General features: G+C 45.6%; 15 protein-coding genes. 14 read left to right on the forward strand and 1 reads right to left on the reverse strand.

The window, feature by feature from the left end; translation table 11 throughout:
• Positions 1-5 precede the first annotated feature (5 nt).
• The 13 genes from B5M13_RS31095 to B5M13_RS31150 all read left to right on the forward strand — a co-directional run bounded on the left by B5M13_RS31095 (position 6) and on the right by B5M13_RS31150 (position 15674).
• Positions 6-431: a sensor histidine kinase gene (locus tag B5M13_RS31095; protein ID WP_080059359.1), complete on the forward strand. Its 426-nt coding sequence runs from the start codon at positions 6-8 to the stop codon at positions 429-431.
• Positions 432-1127: 696 nt separating this feature from the next.
• Positions 1128-1283 (forward strand): IPT/TIG domain-containing protein, encoded by a 156-nt coding sequence (locus tag B5M13_RS34695; protein ID WP_218919470.1) that lies wholly within the window; start codon positions 1128-1130, stop codon positions 1281-1283.
• On the forward strand, positions 1267-1407 hold the full coding sequence (locus B5M13_RS34700; RefSeq protein WP_155297362.1) for a hypothetical protein: 141 nt from the start codon (positions 1267-1269) through the stop codon (positions 1405-1407). The genes B5M13_RS34695 and B5M13_RS34700 overlap by 17 nt, the downstream gene beginning before the upstream one ends.
• Positions 1408-1523: 116 nt before the next feature.
• Positions 1524-4646, forward strand: a complete 3123-nt coding sequence (locus B5M13_RS31105; protein WP_170061220.1) for an RICIN domain-containing protein — start codon at positions 1524-1526, stop codon at positions 4644-4646.
• Between the two features lie 735 nt (positions 4647-5381).
• Positions 5382-7883, forward strand: coding sequence for a histidine kinase dimerization/phosphoacceptor domain -containing protein (locus tag B5M13_RS31110; RefSeq protein ID WP_080059362.1), 2502 nt, complete (start codon positions 5382-5384; stop codon positions 7881-7883).
• Between the two features lie 9 nt (positions 7884-7892).
• Positions 7893-9863, forward strand: a complete 1971-nt coding sequence (locus tag B5M13_RS31115) for a sigma 54-interacting response regulator (protein ID WP_080059364.1) — start codon at positions 7893-7895, stop codon at positions 9861-9863.
• Positions 9864-10118: 255 nt separating this feature from the next.
• Positions 10119-10958, forward strand: coding sequence for an alpha/beta hydrolase (locus B5M13_RS31120; RefSeq protein WP_080059366.1), 840 nt, complete (start codon positions 10119-10121; stop codon positions 10956-10958).
• A gap of 346 nt (positions 10959-11304) precedes the next feature.
• Positions 11305-12000 (forward strand): type 1 glutamine amidotransferase domain-containing protein, encoded by a 696-nt coding sequence (locus B5M13_RS31125; protein ID WP_080059367.1) that lies wholly within the window; start codon positions 11305-11307, stop codon positions 11998-12000.
• Positions 12001-12086: 86 nt separating this feature from the next.
• Entirely contained in the window at positions 12087-12407 is a 321-nt protein-coding gene (locus tag B5M13_RS31130) for a putative quinol monooxygenase (RefSeq protein WP_080059368.1), read from the forward strand.
• A gap of 173 nt (positions 12408-12580) precedes the next feature.
• Positions 12581-13273, forward strand: coding sequence for an alpha/beta fold hydrolase (locus tag B5M13_RS31135; RefSeq protein ID WP_245859595.1), 693 nt, complete (start codon positions 12581-12583; stop codon positions 13271-13273).
• A gap of 166 nt (positions 13274-13439) precedes the next feature.
• Entirely contained in the window at positions 13440-14282 is an 843-nt protein-coding gene (locus tag B5M13_RS31140) for an alpha/beta hydrolase (RefSeq protein ID WP_080059371.1), read from the forward strand.
• A gap of 266 nt (positions 14283-14548) precedes the next feature.
• The gene (locus B5M13_RS31145) at positions 14549-15016 is read left to right on the forward strand and encodes a hypothetical protein (RefSeq protein ID WP_080059372.1); all 468 of its coding nucleotides are present in this window, start codon (positions 14549-14551) and stop codon (positions 15014-15016) included.
• 160 nt (positions 15017-15176) lie between these two features.
• Positions 15177-15674, forward strand: a complete 498-nt coding sequence (locus tag B5M13_RS31150) for a hypothetical protein (RefSeq protein ID WP_080059373.1) — start codon at positions 15177-15179, stop codon at positions 15672-15674.
• 347 nt (positions 15675-16021) lie between these two features.
• Here B5M13_RS31150 and B5M13_RS31155 read toward each other — a convergent pair whose 3' ends face one another.
• Positions 16022-16579 carry a DoxX family membrane protein gene (locus B5M13_RS31155; protein ID WP_179950470.1) on the reverse strand — a complete coding sequence of 186 codons (558 nt, stop codon included), beginning with the start codon at positions 16577-16579 and terminating at the stop codon, positions 16022-16024.
• Between the two features lie 328 nt (positions 16580-16907).
• Here B5M13_RS31155 and B5M13_RS31160 point away from each other — a divergent pair, with 328 nt between their 5' ends.
• Positions 16908-17456, forward strand: coding sequence for an RNA polymerase sigma factor (locus B5M13_RS31160; protein ID WP_080059374.1), 549 nt, complete (start codon positions 16908-16910; stop codon positions 17454-17456).
• Positions 17457-17510: the final 54 nt, after the last annotated feature.

The following is a 17510-nucleotide window of genomic DNA, read 5'->3' on the forward strand; positions in this document are numbered from 1 at the left end:
TCCCGATGATCCAGCGCAACGCCCAGCGGCTACTGAAACTCATCAATCAGTTGCTGGACCTGAGCAAGCTGGAAGCCGGACAACTCCAGGCGGAATCCAAACCGGGTGAGCTAACGGCCTTCTTCCGAACGCTGGCCAGTTCGTTCAGTTCCTTTGCCGAAAGTCGCCACATTCCGTTTACCTTTTCCCAAACCCAAACGCCAGGCTGGGTTGCCTTCGACCACCATAAGCTGGAGACGGTGGTAACCAATTTGCTCGCCAATGCCTTCAAGCTCACGCCCGCAGGCCAAACCGTGACGATGACGCTTGGTTACGCCCCTGACCAACTTACCTTTAGGGTGGCCGACACCGGTATCAGTATTGCTGCCGATCATCTGGCCCACATTTTCGAGCGCTTTTATCAGGTCGATGGAAACACCAACCGCCCCTAAGAACCTCTCCTCTTTCGCCAAGCTCTTCCAGGAACGATACGGTGTCCTGCCCTCGCACTACCCAAACCCTTAGTCCAACCCCCTCATCTCGTAGGTAGAGCAGCGAGCGGTTCACTCCCTTCTTGGTTTAAGTGCTAATCGCGTAGTGGTTTTGATAGGGTCGTGTAGCGACCTACTGGTTGTAGAAACCAGCGATACCCCAAGCCCTTCCGTCGTGTAGCGACCTAATGAAACCTATTCGGTTAGGTCGCCAGGCGACGATGCTCTTCGCTCCGCTACCCACTGCCAGCAGGGTCTGAAGGGATGAAACATATTTCTTTTTTGCTTTTTTAGGCCGGTGTTACAGGAGTGGTAAAGAATGTAACGAGCGTGTTAGCGCTTGAGTGAACCAGGTAAGTACTTAGTACCGCTAATGCACAAGGTTCATTTTACCAACTCAATTCATGAAAACCTCTGCTTATTGCTCCGATCGTCTGTAAAGGCCATAATCTACCGATGTACTCAGTAGATGCTTTGCTGGTCAGTTTAGGTAGCCTTGATTCGGGCTCATTCATCATGCCGTCTGCCATATAACTAACGCCCATTTTTTCTATGAAGAATCACTACGTCCTTTGTCTTTTACTTTTTGTATTAGGAACGCAGGCTACTCAGGCCCAATCCCCTGTTATTATCAGTCTCTCGCCTTCGAGTGGGTAGATGGGGACTTCTGTTATCATCAATGGTACCGGTTTCACGGGTACTACGAGTGCCCGATTCGGTGAAAAATCAGCTTCATTCACCGTTAATTCCAGCACCCAGATTAAGGCCATTGTGCCGCGAGGGGCTTCTACTGAGTGTGGGATTCACCATTAGCCGGACGAGTGCCAATTCGGGAAGTGTGTCCAACATTACGGTGAACGTGGCCGATGACAGTAGTGGCAGTTATGATGTGAACCGGCTCAACAATGTCTATGCCCGTATTATTTCGGGCTTGTAAGCAATGAGAGTGGGGCCACCGCTTTAGGGGCCTGAATCGATGGCCCCACTCGTTATTTTTGTTTTATAAAATTCTATTATACTCATCTAACCCATATGTGCACAATGTTTACCTGTATGCCAAAGCGGTATGCCGCTGGCCACATTCTGTTTAGTAGCCTCCTTTGTTTTTGGGTAAGTCAAATTGCCGTGTTCGGTCTGTCGAGGCCAACCGGCTCAACCAACGCTAGCTTATCCTCTATAGCGCCTGCGCCCACTACACCAACCATACATTTGTCGGCACCAGGCTCTGTTTCGGCGGTAGAAACCAATAAGTGCTATCGGCTGGTGTCTAGGCTCAGCGGCAAAGTGATTGGGATTGATGGCAATGGTCAGGGCGATGGAAACCAGCTTCGCCAGCAAACCAATACCAATCAGCTTACGCAGGGCTGGCGATTTACACCTGCCGACGGTGACTATTACAGCATCACGGTTTTAGCCACCCAGAAAGGTATGCAGGTTGCTAACTCCTCGACGGCCAATGATGCCCTGGTAGAGCAATGGACCTATTGGGGCGGGGCTCATCAACAATGGCGGTTGGTCCGTAATTCGGAAGGTTACTTCAGTTTTGTCAACCGCAACTCCGGTAAAGCCATTACCGTACGTAATTCCAGTACAGCCGACGAGGCACAGATCAGCCAGATGACGCTGGGAACGGGGCAGCAACAGCAATGGAGCATCGAAGAACGTAGCTGTACCACTACAGCTACCAATCAGTCGCCGGTAGCGGTGGCTACGGCGACGTCGTTAACGGGTACAGCGCCCCTAAGCGTAACGTTTACGGGCAGTCAATCCTCTGATCCCGATGGCGACCCAATTACCTACCAATGGGACTTTGGCGATGGTACAACGTCCACCCAGGCCAACCCCGTGAAAGTGTTTACCCAAACCCAGGGTAGAGGGGGCTCTCCCGTGCTAAGCTATCTGGTTAAATTCGTTGTATCGGATAACAAAGGAGCAATCAGTAATGCCCAAACATTTTATGTGTCGCTGGGCAACACAGCGCCGACGGCCAGGATCACAACGCCGGCTGATCGCTCTACGTACGTTCTCGATAAAGCCGCTTCCTACACCGCAACCGCTGCCGTTACAGACGAATCACCGGGTAACCTGACGTATTTTTGGCAAATGAAGCTGCGCCAAAACGGTCAGGACCAGCTGCAGACAACCTCTTTAAGTGCTACTCCTGCCCTTACGGTACAACCTGTGGGCTGCATCAATGGTGAAGATTACTACTATGTACTCACGTTGAAAGTGACGGATATCGCTGGTCTTTCAGCGCAGGATTCCGTCAAAATTTACCCGGACTGCAACTCGTCTAAACTGATCGTTACGGGCCTGACGGCTACCTCCCTGAGCAGCACCAGTGTACGGCTCAACTGGACCAATCCAACCCTCCCCTTCGATGACGTACTGGTGCTGGGTAAAGCGGCTTCCCGGTCTAACGGTATCCCTCAGGACTTACATTACACAGCGAATCCTAGCTTTACCGGTAATGGGTCAGACTTTTTAGGGGGTAAGGTCCTCTATCAGGGTAGTGGCACATCGGTAACCGTAACCGATCTGACTCCAGGAGTGCAGTACTTTTTCCGGGTCTATGCCCGCAAAGACCGTACCTGGTCGGGGGGAGTAGAAGTCACTGCGCCCGGCAACCGTCCACCGGTAGCGGTGGCGACAACGAGCTCACTGACCGGTTCAGCCCCACTGAGCGTGACCTTCACCGGCAGCCAATCCTACGACCCCGACGGCGACGTGCTTGCCTATGAATGGGGCTTTAGTGATGGCACTGTTTTGTACGGCGCTAATCAGGTGAAAACGTTTTCCATCCAAACAGGTCAGCACGGGTCAGGTACTATTAGTAGGTATACCGCCCAACTTACCGTGATCGATACGAAAGGGCAACGAAGCTCCAGCCCACTATTTACGATCTCGCTGAACACGGATCAAACCACGCCACCTGGTTCTGTTTCGGCAGTTGATCCCAGCAAATGCTATCGGCTGGTGTCCCGCGTCAGTGGTAAAGTGATGGGCGTGGAAGGCAGTTCGCTGGACGATGGTGCCCCCATCCGTCAGCGGACCGATGCCAATCAGCTTGCTCAAGGCTGGCGATTTGAATCGGTCGGTAATGGCTTCTACAAAATCGGCGCTTTGCATAGCAACAAAGCCATGGATGTGGTCTATGGATCGCAGGATAATGGCGCGGGCATTCAGCAATGGACCTTCAATGGCAACTGGAGTTACAACCAGCACTTTGCTCTCCAGCGAAATGCCAGCGGCTACTTCCAGATTACCAACCGGAATTCAGCCAAGGCCCTTGAGGTGCAGAACGGCAATATGATTGAAGGAGGAATGGTCATTCAGAATACGCCCAGCGGAACGCCTAACCAGCAGTGGAGCATCGAAGAACGCTCCTGTACTACCAGTCCGCCTTCCTCGACGACCACTTCTCCACCGAGCTCAACTACCTCGACCGCCAGCATTGACCCCGCCAAGTGTTACCGCATCCAGTCGCGTAGCAGTGGGCTAACGCTTACCGTCCCCGCGGGGTCACCGAGTGATGGGGCCGCCCTGAAACAGAACACCAACACCGATCAATCCTGGCAGAAGTGGCGCTTTACAGCCGTCGACGGTGCTTATTACAGCATTTCGGTGCTGCATACCCAAAAAGGAATTCAGGTGAATAGCTCGTCGACGACCGATAATGCCTTGGTAGAACAGTGGACGTATTGGGGCGGCTCGCATCAGCAATGGTCGGCTCAGCGTAGCGCTGATGGCTTCTATACCTTCATCAATCGAAACTCCACCAAAGCAATGACTGTGCAAAGCGCCAGCACGGCCGAAGGAGCCTCGATCATCCAGCAGGCAGCCGGTTCGGGACAGAATCAGCAATGGAGCCTTATTGAGACAACATGTCCGGCCAGTGCCCGCGTGGGTGCCGTCGAACTGAAGGAGACGTTTCGCTTATATCCCAATCCGGCCCACGACTTTGTATTGATTGACCTCAAGGCTGTAACTGGCCAACCGGTCAGCCTTCAACTGGCCGATCTACTGGGCCGTCCGCTCCAACAAATCCACCTGGACATTGCCCCAACAGAGCCCTATCGATTCAACACAAGTCAGCTATCCAGTGGGGTATACCTGATTCAGATTACACCCGCTGGCCAGCCATCCACTACCTTACGACTGCTGATCCAGGAATAGATTTTGGCTTAAAATGGATTCCTGGGTGATTTACAGGGCAATACCCTGGCGCAGTTTGTGTTAGGATATTACCCTGTAAATCAGCTTATTTATGTCCTAATTATGGAGACCTTTCTGGCTTTCCTCCCACCTTTCTTATCAGTGGAGCCAAAGACCATTCTTTTATGGAGCATCACGGTGCGAACTCATCGAAAACGAAAAGCTGTCGGTGCATAAGCAGATCTAGTCGTGATTGACGGCATGAGTCATGGAGATTATGCCTTACTTTTTTATGCTCCAGAAAGCCAACGTGTTTTTAACGATCTGAATAACTGTCTAAAGAAGTATTTTCCTGCCATCCTTAAAACTGCCCGTTATAGGTTGTGATTATGCTTTAGGGTCAGGTTATTAGCGACAGCATCATAGCCTTAAGTGACCAACCAAACTGGGGTGTGAAGGATAAAAAGTTGTAGACCTTTGATACGTCGTCTCAAAAATGGCTCCCACCTGAGACGATGACAGATTTGTGTACCGGTAATTCGGGGGTTAAAAAGAAACGGTAATTAAGAAAAATTTACTAAAACAAAATGTTAGTCGTAGCCAAGTCTATTACTGTTGAAGGTATAGGGGCTTTGAAAAACTGAGTATCCTGTAATTACTATTTATCTATTTAGTCATTAACTTTATGATGATACTGAACTTATGGAATTGATATTGAGATGCTTTTAATTGAGTCGGCATAATTATCCGCTTCTGATGAAATGTAAGTCCCTCCTTATAAATCTTGGGCAACTTATCGTATGTACAGTAGCCATCATTGCCATTTCTGGCTATTTCGCTAAGGCGCAATTTAGCCGTGCGGTGTATAACGACGTAGCCACACAGCGATTGTTAATCCGTATTACGGCGCAATACATCCATACTATTAGCCAGGGACAGATCGATATGGACAGCGCCATCCGTATTCCCTGCAACGTGTATCAGTTAAGTCCTTTGCTTGCCTACAATGAAGGATATAGTGACGAAGATGGAAAACACTCAGCGGGAACCAGGTTGCTGGATGCCGGAAAAGTAGCAGAAGCCAGCGCATTACTTAGCAAGCAACATCAGGAAGCACGACTTCGATTATTGCTGGACTTGGGCAGTTATTTCGTGTTCAAACCAGGCACCGAAAAGGCAGATCTTGATCAGGCATCAACATACATCAACGAAGCTTTACGGCTAAGTCGGAAAGCGCCCTTCCAATGGCAAGTGGAGAGTAAAGCGCTTCGGGCTCATTGGCTTGATCAATCCGGATTTGCCGCTGAGGGCCAGAAAGTATTTGATGAACTGGTGGCCTTATGCAATCATACGGGAAACGCACTGGCATCTGCTAGGCTATTGCTTCGTGCTGGGGAACTATTGCATTATGGAGACCCTGATCGGCTTATAAAGTTTGAAAAAGCCCTATCTATTTTTAGAAAAGCAAATGCGAAAGAGAAGGAAATTGAAACCCTATCTCTGATAAATATTGAATACTTTGTTGCCAAAAAGTATGATGTAGCTGAAAATTATTTGCGCACGATTGTCAATCTTCAACACCAAATAAACTTTCGACATCAACAGTACCCATACGATGCTTTATCCTGGCTGGCTTATCGAAAAGGGGCCCTTACCGATGCATTAGCCTACTCGAACAAAAGTCTGGCAAGCCTGGCCTCCAAAGCTGATTCTACATTTATCAGCTACTTCTATACGCGAAGGGGACTCATCTATGAACGACTGCATAAACTGAATGAATCTCTTACTTGGTATGACAAAGGATTGGAAAATAGGACACCTGGAACAAGGTTGTTTTGGTACAGAGCCGTGATCGGCAAAGTGATAACGCTGAATGAGATTGGTAGAGCAAAAGAAGCCCTAGCCCTCCTCAAAAAAGTAAAACGGAATTATCCACCCAATTCCTACTTTGACAAGATGCACTTTGCCTTTCTGCTGGGAAAGACGTATGCTAATTTAAAGAAGATCAGTCTTGCGGAAAGCAACTACCAAGTCTTTCTGACTATGGCGGAAAAATTTCCGGTGGAATATATTCATGACGAATTTCCTGCGGCATTTTTTCAGATTTCTACCTTTTACCGAACGATTGGTAAAACCAGGCAGGCGCGTGACTATCTCGAGCTGGGAAAAGACTATACATCTTCATTTGATATAGTAGCAAAGGACAATTACTACTATAATCTATTCAAAATTGATTCAATGGAGGGGCGTCATCTGGATGCAATCCGCCACCTTAAACATAGTTATGAGTTCACCGATTCGGTGTTTAGCTATGACCAGCGAAAACGAACAGAAGAATTACTGGTAAAATATGAGGCTGAGAAAAAGGATAAAAACATCCAATTACTAAATAGCCAGAATCAACTGGAGCGTATACGGACGGAGCAGGCACACCGGACCAGGAATATAATGCTGGCAGGTTTGGTACTCCTGCTGATTATTATTGCGCTCTTATTCAACCGGTATATCATCAAACAAAGGGCAAATCAAAAACTTGTAGCGAATCAGCGGGAACTGGATCAGAAAAATAGTTTTCTGGAAACACTTACTACCGAACAGGACAAACTCCTCAAAGAAAAAGAATGGTTGTTGAAGGAAGTTCATCATCGGGTGAAAAACAACCTTCAGATGGTAACTAGCCTGCTCTATTCACAATCGGTGTATTTGCAGGATGAAACGGCCAAACTGGCCGTGAAGGATAGCCTTCGCCGGATGCAGGCTATGGCCTTGATTCATCAAAAGCTCTACCAGGATGAAAATACGTCCAGCATTACCATGCCCGAATACATTAATGACCTGATATCTTACTTGCAGGAGAGCTTCGATGAGGGTGGCCAGATTACGTTCAAACAGACTATTGAGCCATTATCCCTTGATGTATCTCAGGCAATCCCCCTTGGACTGATCATCACCGAAAGTATTGTGAATACCATGAAGCATGCTTTTTTGGGAGGGCAAAAAGGGGTTGTGCGTATAGAGCTTCTACAGGACGGACCTGACTTTTTAGTACTAAAAATAGCGGACAATGGTATTGGCCTGCCTACAGGTCTTGACACAAAGGAGTATAACTCCCTGGGTCTTGAGCTGATGCAGGGGCTTGCGAAACAATTGAATGGTTTTTTTACGATTGAAAGCAGTAATGGTGTGCTTGTGACCGTCAGGTTTATATCACTAAGCAGGCATTACTTGCCGACAAACCTGCCCGAAAACATGTCGTAACCAACGGCTATGAGCACTAAGATACTGATTGTTGAGGATGAATTTGTGGTAGCCAATTCGCTGCGAATACTACTAAGGCAGGCCGGATACACAGTGAGTGGTATCGCCACTTCAGCTGAGGAAGCCTATGAGCACTTGCAAAGGGATAAACACGACCTTGTGCTGCTGGACATCCGGTTGAATGGAAGCGTATCGGGCATTGATCTCGCCAGAAAACTCAAGACTGAAAACATTGCCTTTGTTTACTTATCCGCCAATTCAAGCCAAAAGGTACTCGAAGAAGCGAAGAAAACGGAACCTTATGGCTTTCTCGTCAAGCCGTTCAGGGAGAAAGACTTGCTGGTGGCCCTGGATATTGCCGTATATCTTCACAAGAATAAGCTCGAATCAAAATTGCAGCAGGAAGCCCTTTTGGAAAAGCAACTGCTGGAGATTAGCCATGAAGACTCAGACGGTAAGCAGACGTTTTTAAAGATTGCCAAGGCTATCCGAACGTTTATTCCATTTGATCTCATCGTATGCGAAACCAGACCACTTTCGGCGTCCCGGTTTGATGAGTACTCCTACTTACGCGTCGGATTTGATGAGTATCAGTTTATTGGTAAGGAAGAGCTTCTAACAATCTCAGGTTTAAAAAGCGACGCCTTATTTAAAATCCAAGAAAACAGTTATACAGATACCCATGTGGCCACTTATTACAATGGAGCAACGACCGATCCGGTCTCCGTTACCCCGTTGCAGAAGATTTGGTTAAACACGTTTAGTTTAGAATCATACCTGATTTTTCCAGTCGCTCTGAGCAATGGATCCTGGGTTCACTATTCTTTTTATAGCCGTCGACATGCCATGTATACGCAAAGCCATGTGGCTGTGTTGAACCTTTTCGTAGGCAGTTTGGCTAGCGTTACTGCAAAATTAGTTCATGCTGACGTATCCTCCACATCCACCATACGGCTATCTGCCGATAGAAAGCCTGATCGCACCGAGGATAGGCAAGGCTCTGTTCCGGAATTTAAACGCATTATCGGAAAGCATCCGCTTTTACTGGCTGCCTTAGATCTTATAACGCAGGTGGCGCCTTACAAAACGTCAGTGCTCATACTTGGCGAAAGTGGTACTGGAAAAGAAAGCATCGCCCAAGCCATTCACGCACTCTCTGGACAGCGCAACGGACCCTTTATAAAAGTAAATTGTGCGGCTATTCCGACGGCACTGATCGAATCTGAGCTATTTGGCCATGAGAAAGGAGCGTTTACCGGAGCCATTGAAAAAAGGATAGGAAAATTTGAGCAAGCCCATGAAGGAACCCTATTTTTAGACGAGATCGGCGAAATGCCGTTGGACATGCAAGTGCGGTTATTGCGGGTTTTACAGGAAAAGGAAATTGACCCCGTAGGAGGCAAGTCGCCCAGGAAAGTCGATGTGCGTATTGTGGCAGCTACCAACCGAAATCTGGAACGTGAAGTTGCGGAAGGCAGGTTCAGGCTTGATCTGTATTATCGCCTTAATGTTTTTCCGATAACCTTACCGCCCCTTCGCGAACGAAAAAGTGATATACAGGCACTGGCGGTTTATTTTGCCAACCGGTTCTGCAACGAGTTCAACAAGAATTTCAACGGTATATCGGCATCCATGATCGACGCATTGCAGGGGTATACCTGGCCCGGCAATATTCGTGAACTCGAGAATGTACTGGAGCGGTCGGTGATACTCAATGATGGACGATCTGAACTGGCATTAAAGCAAAGTCTCTCGGGGGCAGTTGACAAAGCATCCGGCAAGGTAGAGATTGATACACTCGGGGATGTTAAGCGCATTCAACAGGAAACAGAAAGAGAATACCTTATCTCCGTTCTCAAAAAAACGAACGGCCTTATACGGGGGGCCAATGGGGCCGCCGAATTACTAAAAATAAAGCCGACAACCCTAGAAGCCAGACTAGCGAAGTTAGGTATTCAGCGGGGAGATTTTGGCACCTGACAGGACCGTATAGGCTTTGTGTGACAAGATCACCTCCAAAAGTTTAGGAGTCGGATCGTATGGCCTCCAAAAATAGTGGAGAGGTAAGGTTCCGTGTTATATTTCACTACGTAAATACAATCTCATAGGCTACTGATAATCAGAAGTTTTCAATAATTTCTTCATTTTTACTCGATTGGATGGCTGACTGGCACGAAATTGTTTACAGGCGTTTTAACAAGGGTAAAGTAATTCAAGCTGTTGACAGGAAGTTTCATGAATTCAGGAAAAGCCCAAACGACATCCGTTTTCCGCAACAGGGAGGGCCAGGCTGTTTTTTATAGAAACTGGACCACAAGAAACGAACCGAACGGTATCGTTTTGATCGTTCACGGTTTGAATTCCCATAGCGGCTATTATGAAAAGTTTGTTGCCAAACTTACCGATAACGGATATGAAGTCTACGCAATGGATCTTCAGGGCTGGGGAATGTCGGAGGGAGAACGGTATTACATCGCTGACTATCATGCTATTGTAGACGATATTGATTTGCTGGTAGATATTGTAAGATCGACGTACCCAACCATCGGTATTTTTTTGTTAGGCCATAGTGCAGGCGGTGTGTTTGCTTCCGTCTACACAGTGGGTAACCAGGACAAGCTAAGTGGGCTGATTTCAGCAAGCTTCGCCTTTCAACTTCAAGCGCCTGGCTTTGCCCTGGCCATCATAAAAGTACTGGGTAATATCATTCCGCATACGCGACTAATCAGATTGAAAAATGAAGATTTTTCCCGGGACAAGGCTATTGTACACGCAATGAACAACGACCCGTTGCTAAAAAACGAAAAGCAGCCAGCGCGGACAATGCAGCAACTTTTGCTGGCAGCAGCGTACTTAAAAAAAGAAATACCCTACATCAAACTTCCGCTTCTTATAATTCATGGTACTGCGGATAGGATCACTAACCCCATTGGAAGCCAATACTTTATGGATCATGCAACTTCGGTAGACAAGCAACTGACATTATATGAAGGCTATTATCATGATTTGCTCAACGACAAGTATAATGGAATCATCAACAAAGAGATTATGCGTTGGCTCAACAAAAGAGTTTGACTTATCTGCCTATGACCGTAGCCTTCTTCCAAAAAATCTTTTTCCATCCTCCGTTCGGTTACATAGGGATAGGGCCTTTTCGGATTATACTCCGAATTGCTCGAAATTAGTCTCCTGGAAACATATAACCTCTAAATAAGGCACTAAGTAAGCATCACTCTATAATGGATACAGTAAGACAGGCTCCTTTATAAGGTTTTAAGTTTTGCGTATATACACTATCGTTCATTATCAGTAGTAAGGTAGGATACCATCTGTGAAAAGCGTTACAGGGGAGCAGAAAGTCTGTTAAAGGCTTGTAGTAATGAGCGTATATAGAATCAATAACACCTTAAATTTTTCAATCATGAAAAGGCGAATTCTCTTTATGGTAACCAGCGCCAATCTCATTGGTCCAAAAAATCGTAAAACCGGGAGCTTGCTTACCGAATTAGCCCATCCCTATGAAGCGTTTAAAAAGCAAGGGTATGAGATTGACATTTACAGTGTCAAAGGAGGAGAAGCGCCCATCGATTTAGTGGAATTAGATGATCCCGTTAATCAGGCATTTCTGAACGATGAAGGGATCACTAAAATGAAAAACACCAAGAGCATAAATGAATTATCGACTGACGGCTATGATGCGGTATTCGTTCCAGGTGGTTTGGGTCCGGTTGTGGATATGACGGATAATCCACCTGTACAGAACATTCTGGCTTCGTTTTATGATAGCGGTAAGGTGGTGAGTGCGGTATGCCACGGACCTGTTTCCCTGGGAAATGTTAAGTTGAAAGACGGTTCGTATCTGGTTCGGGGCAAAAACGTAACGGGATTCAGCGCTGTTGAGGAAGCGGGCTATGCCAAGGATGATGTTTCGTTTGAGTTGGAAGACTTATTAAAAGAGCGTGGAGCCAATTACAGCGCTGTTGAACCTTGGCAGCCCCACAGTATCACCGACGGGCGATTAGTTACCGGACAAAATCCTGCTTCCGCTCAAGGGGTAGCCGAACGGGTAATTGCTATTCTGGAATCTGCTGATGTGGTAGAACCTGCTAAAGTTTAATGTACCGAAACACACCCCTTCTCCATCCATTGACGAAGGGGTAACAAAGAAAATCCTGAAAACTTTTTTCTATACGCTGATAAACTATGAATGAAGCGATTACAACAATTGCAAAATGGTTAACCATAGATGGTCAGCTAGAAGCGGTACGCCAACTGTTGACAGAGTTGGCTCTGAAAAGTAGGCAGGAAGAAGGGAATCTTTTCTATACGGTTTACCAAAGTATTGCAGACCCAAATACGCTATTTTTACTTGAGCGGTATAAAGACGAATCGGCATTGGATAACCATCGAAATTCAGCGCACTACCAAGAGTTAGTCGTCGGAAAGATTATTCCCCTACTCGCAGCAAGAGAGATCGTTCAGGCAAGAGACTTGAACCTTAATGATCTCCATCAGGCAGAATAAGAGGCCGCCCCGTTTCGTAAACTCCCTTTTTTGTTCGTCAATTGCCAAATTGACTTTGGTCTACCTCATGTATTTTTTCACTTAACAACCCAAATCTTATGAAAAGCTTTGCATTATTTCTACTATCGGGAGCAATCCTATCTATTTCTTCTTTAAACGCTCAGACAAAAAAAATGGAAACAGCAAAACCCACTATTATTTTTGTACATGGCTTATGGGCCGATGGATCGTCATGGAGCAAAGTTATCCCGCTCCTAGTTGCCCGAGGGTATAAAGTTATATCCGTGCAGAATCCGACTACTACCCTTGAGAACGATATTGCTGCTACCCAACGGGCTATAGCTGTTGCCGGTGGTGATGTCGTTTTGGTTGGTCATTCCTGGGGAGGTTTTGTGATCACTGAAGCCGGCGATCATCCAAAGGTCAAAGCATTGGTCTATGTGGCTGCCTACGCCCCCGAAAAGGATGAAACCGTTCTCTCCCTGAGTGAAAAAGCGGCCCCTACCCAACTTGCCTCCTTTTTTCAGGCAGAAGGTGGGTTCGTTAGTCTTACCAGAGAGGGGATAACGAACGTATTTGCCAATGATCTTTCGGCTCAGGAACAGGAGTTGGTTTTTGCTGTACAACAGCCAACGTCCCCAGACGTATTTAAAGGAGCAGCGAGTAAAGTGGCCTGGAAACAGAAACCCTCCTGGTATATCGTGGCTTCGGAAGACAAAACCATCAACCCCGATCTGGAACGCTTAATGGCTCAACGGGCAAAGGCTAAAACAACTACCCTGAAATCATGCCACGTAGCCATGTTGTCCAAGCCCAACCAGGTCCTGGAGGTGATTTTGGAAGCGGCCAGTCAGGCTGTTAATTAAACTAAGCAGGTGAGCTTAAACCTAGTAGAATCAACCAATCCCTAAGACACCCAGTTACTATTTTTGGTGTGTAAAAGGATTGGTTTGTTTCCGCACGATGGTTACTTACACGGATAATGTACAAAGTGAGTCATGAGTTTTTAGCTACCCAAACCACGCAAAGCGTATGCAGGCACTTAACCCGGTACAGACAAATACGTTCATTTCGGAACAAGGATTGAATGTCGCCTATAAACATTGGAAAGCAGCCGAAACCCCAAAAGGGATAGTAGCATTTGCTCACGGCTTTAATTCACACAGCGGCTATTTTCAATGGCCAGCCGAACAACTAACAGCCCAGCATTATGAGGTTTATGGGATCGACTTTCCGGGAAGGGGAATGTCAGACGGAGAGCGATATTACATGGCTGACTATGAAGAGTTTGTAAAAGAGCTTGATACGTTAATAGACATTGCGAAAGCGGCTCATCCAGGGTTACCTATCTTTTTATTAGGACACAGTGCAGGCGGTGTTTTGTCGGCCATTTATGCTCTGGAGCATCAGGATAAGCTCAGCGGTTTTATTTGCGAAAGTTTCGCGTTTCAAGTACCTGCTCCCGATTTCGCCGTGGCTGTTTTACGAGGTCTAAGCCACGTATTTCCTCACGCACATGTGTTGCGGTTGAAAAACGAAGATTTTTCCCGCGATCAGGCCGTGGTTGATTTTATGAATAGTGATCCGCTTATCGCCAATGAAGTTCAGCCGACGAAAACCGTACAGCAATTATCGCTTGCTGACGAACGGCTAAAAAACGAAATGGCTTCCATCCAACTCCCTCTGCTGATCCTTCACGGTACTGAGGATAAGGCAACCAAACCTAGTGGAAGCCAATTTTTTTATGATAATGCGTCTTCCGTCGACAAAACGCTAAAATTTTATGAGGGACATTATCACGATTTATTGAATGACTTAGACAAGGAAGTTGTCATGACCGATATTCTCAATTGGCTAAACCAAAGAAAGAACTAATACAGACAGCTACCAAACAGGTGTTGGTAAAAAGTTAACCGTGTACAGTCTTGTCCTTACCGACGGAAGTAGCCTATTCGACGCAACATTACTCGATACCCTGGAATTCTAATAGGCTAGTAAAACAATTCAATAATCTCATGAAATCGCTCTAATCTGAGACGAAGGGATATTCAAAAAGGGGCGTTTTTAAAACAGTAATTATCCTGATTATTTGTACTTTAGCTAACATCTAACAGATTATACAACAGATTCGAATACCACCAATGCGATTTCATTATTTTTCAACATTAATTCTTTTCACTACCTTTTTTGGATGTAAGAAAGAAATAAATCCTGATCCTGATCTAGCTGGTATGCTGGAAGGTACATATCAGGTAAAAGAATCAGTAGACATTTTAAATTCTAAAGTTGATACAACAAGATTACCTTATCTGTATGGAAAAATAATTATAGAACGTTCCAAGGCAGAGCCTACTAAAATTGGCGTTAGTTCGAGTGTAGCTTTTACATGGAATGGCAGTCTTGTTGATGACACCCAATATAATGAACTGCTAAAGTTATTCCCTATGCCTAATCCTCAAAATTATATTCTCACTGTTTCCCAGAAAAATGATACCATTTACTTTACTGATAATCAGAAAACTTTCGGTAAGTATTTTGGCAATATACTGATAAAGAAAGTTATTCATTCCTCTACCTGGGAATCGACATTAATTGCAACTAAGTTGTGATGTATTATTTTTAGGTATATACCTAAAAATAATACAATATACTGATTTCTAATTAGCTTGTACTTTCTAAAGATTAGTTTTATAACCAGGGGTATTTTATGAGATTAAAATAAGAATTTACATTCAGACTGTAATTTTGAGATCTTAGAAAGTTACTAGTATGGCTTATTTACGGGTGCTTCTTTTAGTGTTCATCGCTCAGAAGCTGGCTGCTCAAATCACGCCTAACACGCTTAGTCAAGATCCCGTTTTTAGAACCGTTCTGGCGGCTCGGCTCGTCTATCCATTTGATGCACTATATAAAGAAATTTATGCACGTGTATATGCTGGATTTGAAGTCGATGAGAAAGGGCATTTATTTAATATCTCCATACTTAATCACATGTCCAGAGGCACCCGGTATGGCTTTGAGCCCAACACAATAGCTGCTCTGAAGAAACTTCCTCCGCTCAACCCCCACTACCAAGGTCGATACATTCTCCCTATAGCCTTTATTTATGTAGATTCTCGCCATCTAGATAATCCATACATACCCAAAGACAGTATAAGTATGGGCGGCTTAGCGAATTATATATTATTAGATGAAATTAAAGTTATTGGTGGTAATGTGGATCGCAAAGAACGCTTACGAGCGGTTGAGAGAACTAAGGCTCAATAAAGAAATCTTCTGTTGCCTAAGTGGCATTATGTTAGCCTAATAGTGTAAATGCAGGCTTTATTGATTTACTCTACGGCGTTGCCAAATCGATAGTAAAACGAAAAAGTCAGCCGGTAGAGAGAAAATGTAATTACCAGTCACAACAATCATAGCCACACATCCGAGGCTAAGTGCAAAGAAGGCTAAAGAGTTAATTTTCATGATTGACAGAGATTTAGAAGTTATATAATCTGTTACATGTTAGCTAAAGTACGAATAATCAGGCTAATAACCTGTGATTAGCCGTCTCTTCAAACCCTCATTTATAGTAAAAGCTTTGTGGTGCTCAACCTCGTCATGACGCTACATTAAGCCGTTGCAATGGGTTGGGCGGGCCGCTGTACTTTAGCCACTCGCTTTCGGAGACTAGTCAACATCCGAGTTGGTTCAGCGACGATGCGAGCGCCCGTCCAAGTCGAAGCAATGACCATCCCGGCTGCTACCAAGATAATGTCTTTCAGAATATATTGAGCCGCCAACGAGGGTGCATATAGAGGAGCGGGAAAGAGTTCTTTCGGAAAGAAAAGTAGGGGAGACATCGCGCCAATCATTTGAGCCGCCATCAGCCACACGCCTACCCGCAAAAAGCGGCCCGTTAGAAAACACAGCCCAATCACACATTCCAAACCCGCTACAAAATCCATGGCGCTGTGGCCGGAGAAGATACCCATCGTCAGAAGAGTGGTGGTTCGGGTGGCTAAATCTTCAATGGGACTAATACCCGGAAAGAATTTAAGAAGGCCGAATCCTACAAAAACTAAACCCATACAAACCCGTAGAATACCAATGCTGTTGGCCACCAACCATCGGTTCATTCGGGTATCCAACTGGTCAAAGCGGTCGAATAACTTAGCTAATAGGTTCATGAGTACTATGTTTATGTTCACCGAATGTAATGTAGCCATCTACGCCGTATGAGTCTCTATAGATTCAATAGGCTCATAAATAACTTTCATCGCACGGTTACAGAATCGCTCATATATAGCAGAATTACACCGTTTTGAGACGAGTTTAAGTCCACTTGAATTCCCCATTGTGGGCAAAAAAAGCCCCATTGTGCTATAACAGCTAATCACTAAACAACCTTATTGGAGCGAATTTATACACGTTTAATCGTGTGGCACGATTTTTAACAGCCATCTAGTCAACAAGCACTTATGATGGTGACTACCATCAGTTTCCCTTCCTTTTTGCATGAAACCAAACCTACTCAACGAAGCTCAATTAATTTTTGATCTTCAGGCGGGTAATGCTTCGGCCTTTACCACGTTATACGATGCCTATTCACCAGCTTTGTTTGGTGTATTATTGAGATTAGTGAAAGATCATCCACAAGCTGAAGATTTGCTTCAAGATGCCTTTATTAAAATCTGGACTAATATCCATCGCTATGATGCTCAGCAGGGGCGACTTTTCACTTGGCTGTTAACTGTCACTCGGAATGTAGGCATGGATGCGCTAAGAGCGCGTAAAATGCAAATTATATCGGAAGCGTATACGCATGATCGAGCCGATGAGTCTGCTCAATCGGTGCCGGACACTATGCCCCATCAATCGATCTTCACCATCTTATCCCCTAAATACAGTCAGGTGCTTGAATTGACCTATCAAGGTTATACCAAAGAGGCAATTGCCGATCACTTTGATCTGCCGCTAGGCACCGTGAAAACTCGCTTTCGTAAAGGGCTTAGGCTGTTAAAAGATGTATTTGCTCAAGACATCTGTCAATATCACATGGTTTGAAAGATTGGGTTTGTTTCTGCCATTATAGAACCAGTCTCCTTGATTTATAACGGA

The organism is Spirosoma aerolatum (assembly GCF_002056795.1).
GTDB lineage: Bacteria > Bacteroidota > Bacteroidia > Cytophagales > Spirosomataceae > Spirosoma > Spirosoma aerolatum.

Bases quoted from the DNA above. Each gene is read 5' to 3' on its own strand.
- B5M13_RS31125 (WP_080059367.1), top strand. From the start codon at position 11,305: ATGAAAAGGCGAATTCTCTTTATGGTAACCAGCGCCAATCTCATTGGT.
- B5M13_RS31135 (WP_245859595.1), top strand. From the start codon at position 12,581: ATGGAAACAGCAAAACCCACTATTATTTTTGTACATGGCTTATGGGCC.
- B5M13_RS31115 (WP_080059364.1), top strand. From the start codon at position 7,893: ATGAGCACTAAGATACTGATTGTTGAGGATGAATTTGTGGTAGCCAAT.
- B5M13_RS31145 (WP_080059372.1), top strand. From the start codon at position 14,549: ATGCGATTTCATTATTTTTCAACATTAATTCTTTTCACTACCTTTTTT.
- B5M13_RS31120 (WP_080059366.1), top strand. From the start codon at position 10,119: ATGAATTCAGGAAAAGCCCAAACGACATCCGTTTTCCGCAACAGGGAG.
- B5M13_RS31160 (WP_080059374.1), top strand. From the start codon at position 16,908: ATGAAACCAAACCTACTCAACGAAGCTCAATTAATTTTTGATCTTCAG.
- B5M13_RS31155 (WP_179950470.1), bottom strand. From the start codon at position 16,579: ATGAACCTATTAGCTAAGTTATTCGACCGCTTTGACCAGTTGGATACC.
- B5M13_RS31150 (WP_080059373.1), top strand. From the start codon at position 15,177: ATGGCTTATTTACGGGTGCTTCTTTTAGTGTTCATCGCTCAGAAGCTG.
- B5M13_RS31105 (WP_170061220.1), top strand. From the start codon at position 1,524: ATGCCAAAGCGGTATGCCGCTGGCCACATTCTGTTTAGTAGCCTCCTT.
- B5M13_RS31130 (WP_080059368.1), top strand. From the start codon at position 12,087: ATGAATGAAGCGATTACAACAATTGCAAAATGGTTAACCATAGATGGT.
- B5M13_RS31140 (WP_080059371.1), top strand. From the start codon at position 13,440: ATGCAGGCACTTAACCCGGTACAGACAAATACGTTCATTTCGGAACAA.
- B5M13_RS34695 (WP_218919470.1), top strand. From the start codon at position 1,128: ATGGGGACTTCTGTTATCATCAATGGTACCGGTTTCACGGGTACTACG.
- B5M13_RS31110 (WP_080059362.1), top strand. From the start codon at position 5,382: ATGAAATGTAAGTCCCTCCTTATAAATCTTGGGCAACTTATCGTATGT.
- B5M13_RS31095 (WP_080059359.1), top strand. From the start codon at position 6: ATGATCCAGCGCAACGCCCAGCGGCTACTGAAACTCATCAATCAGTTG.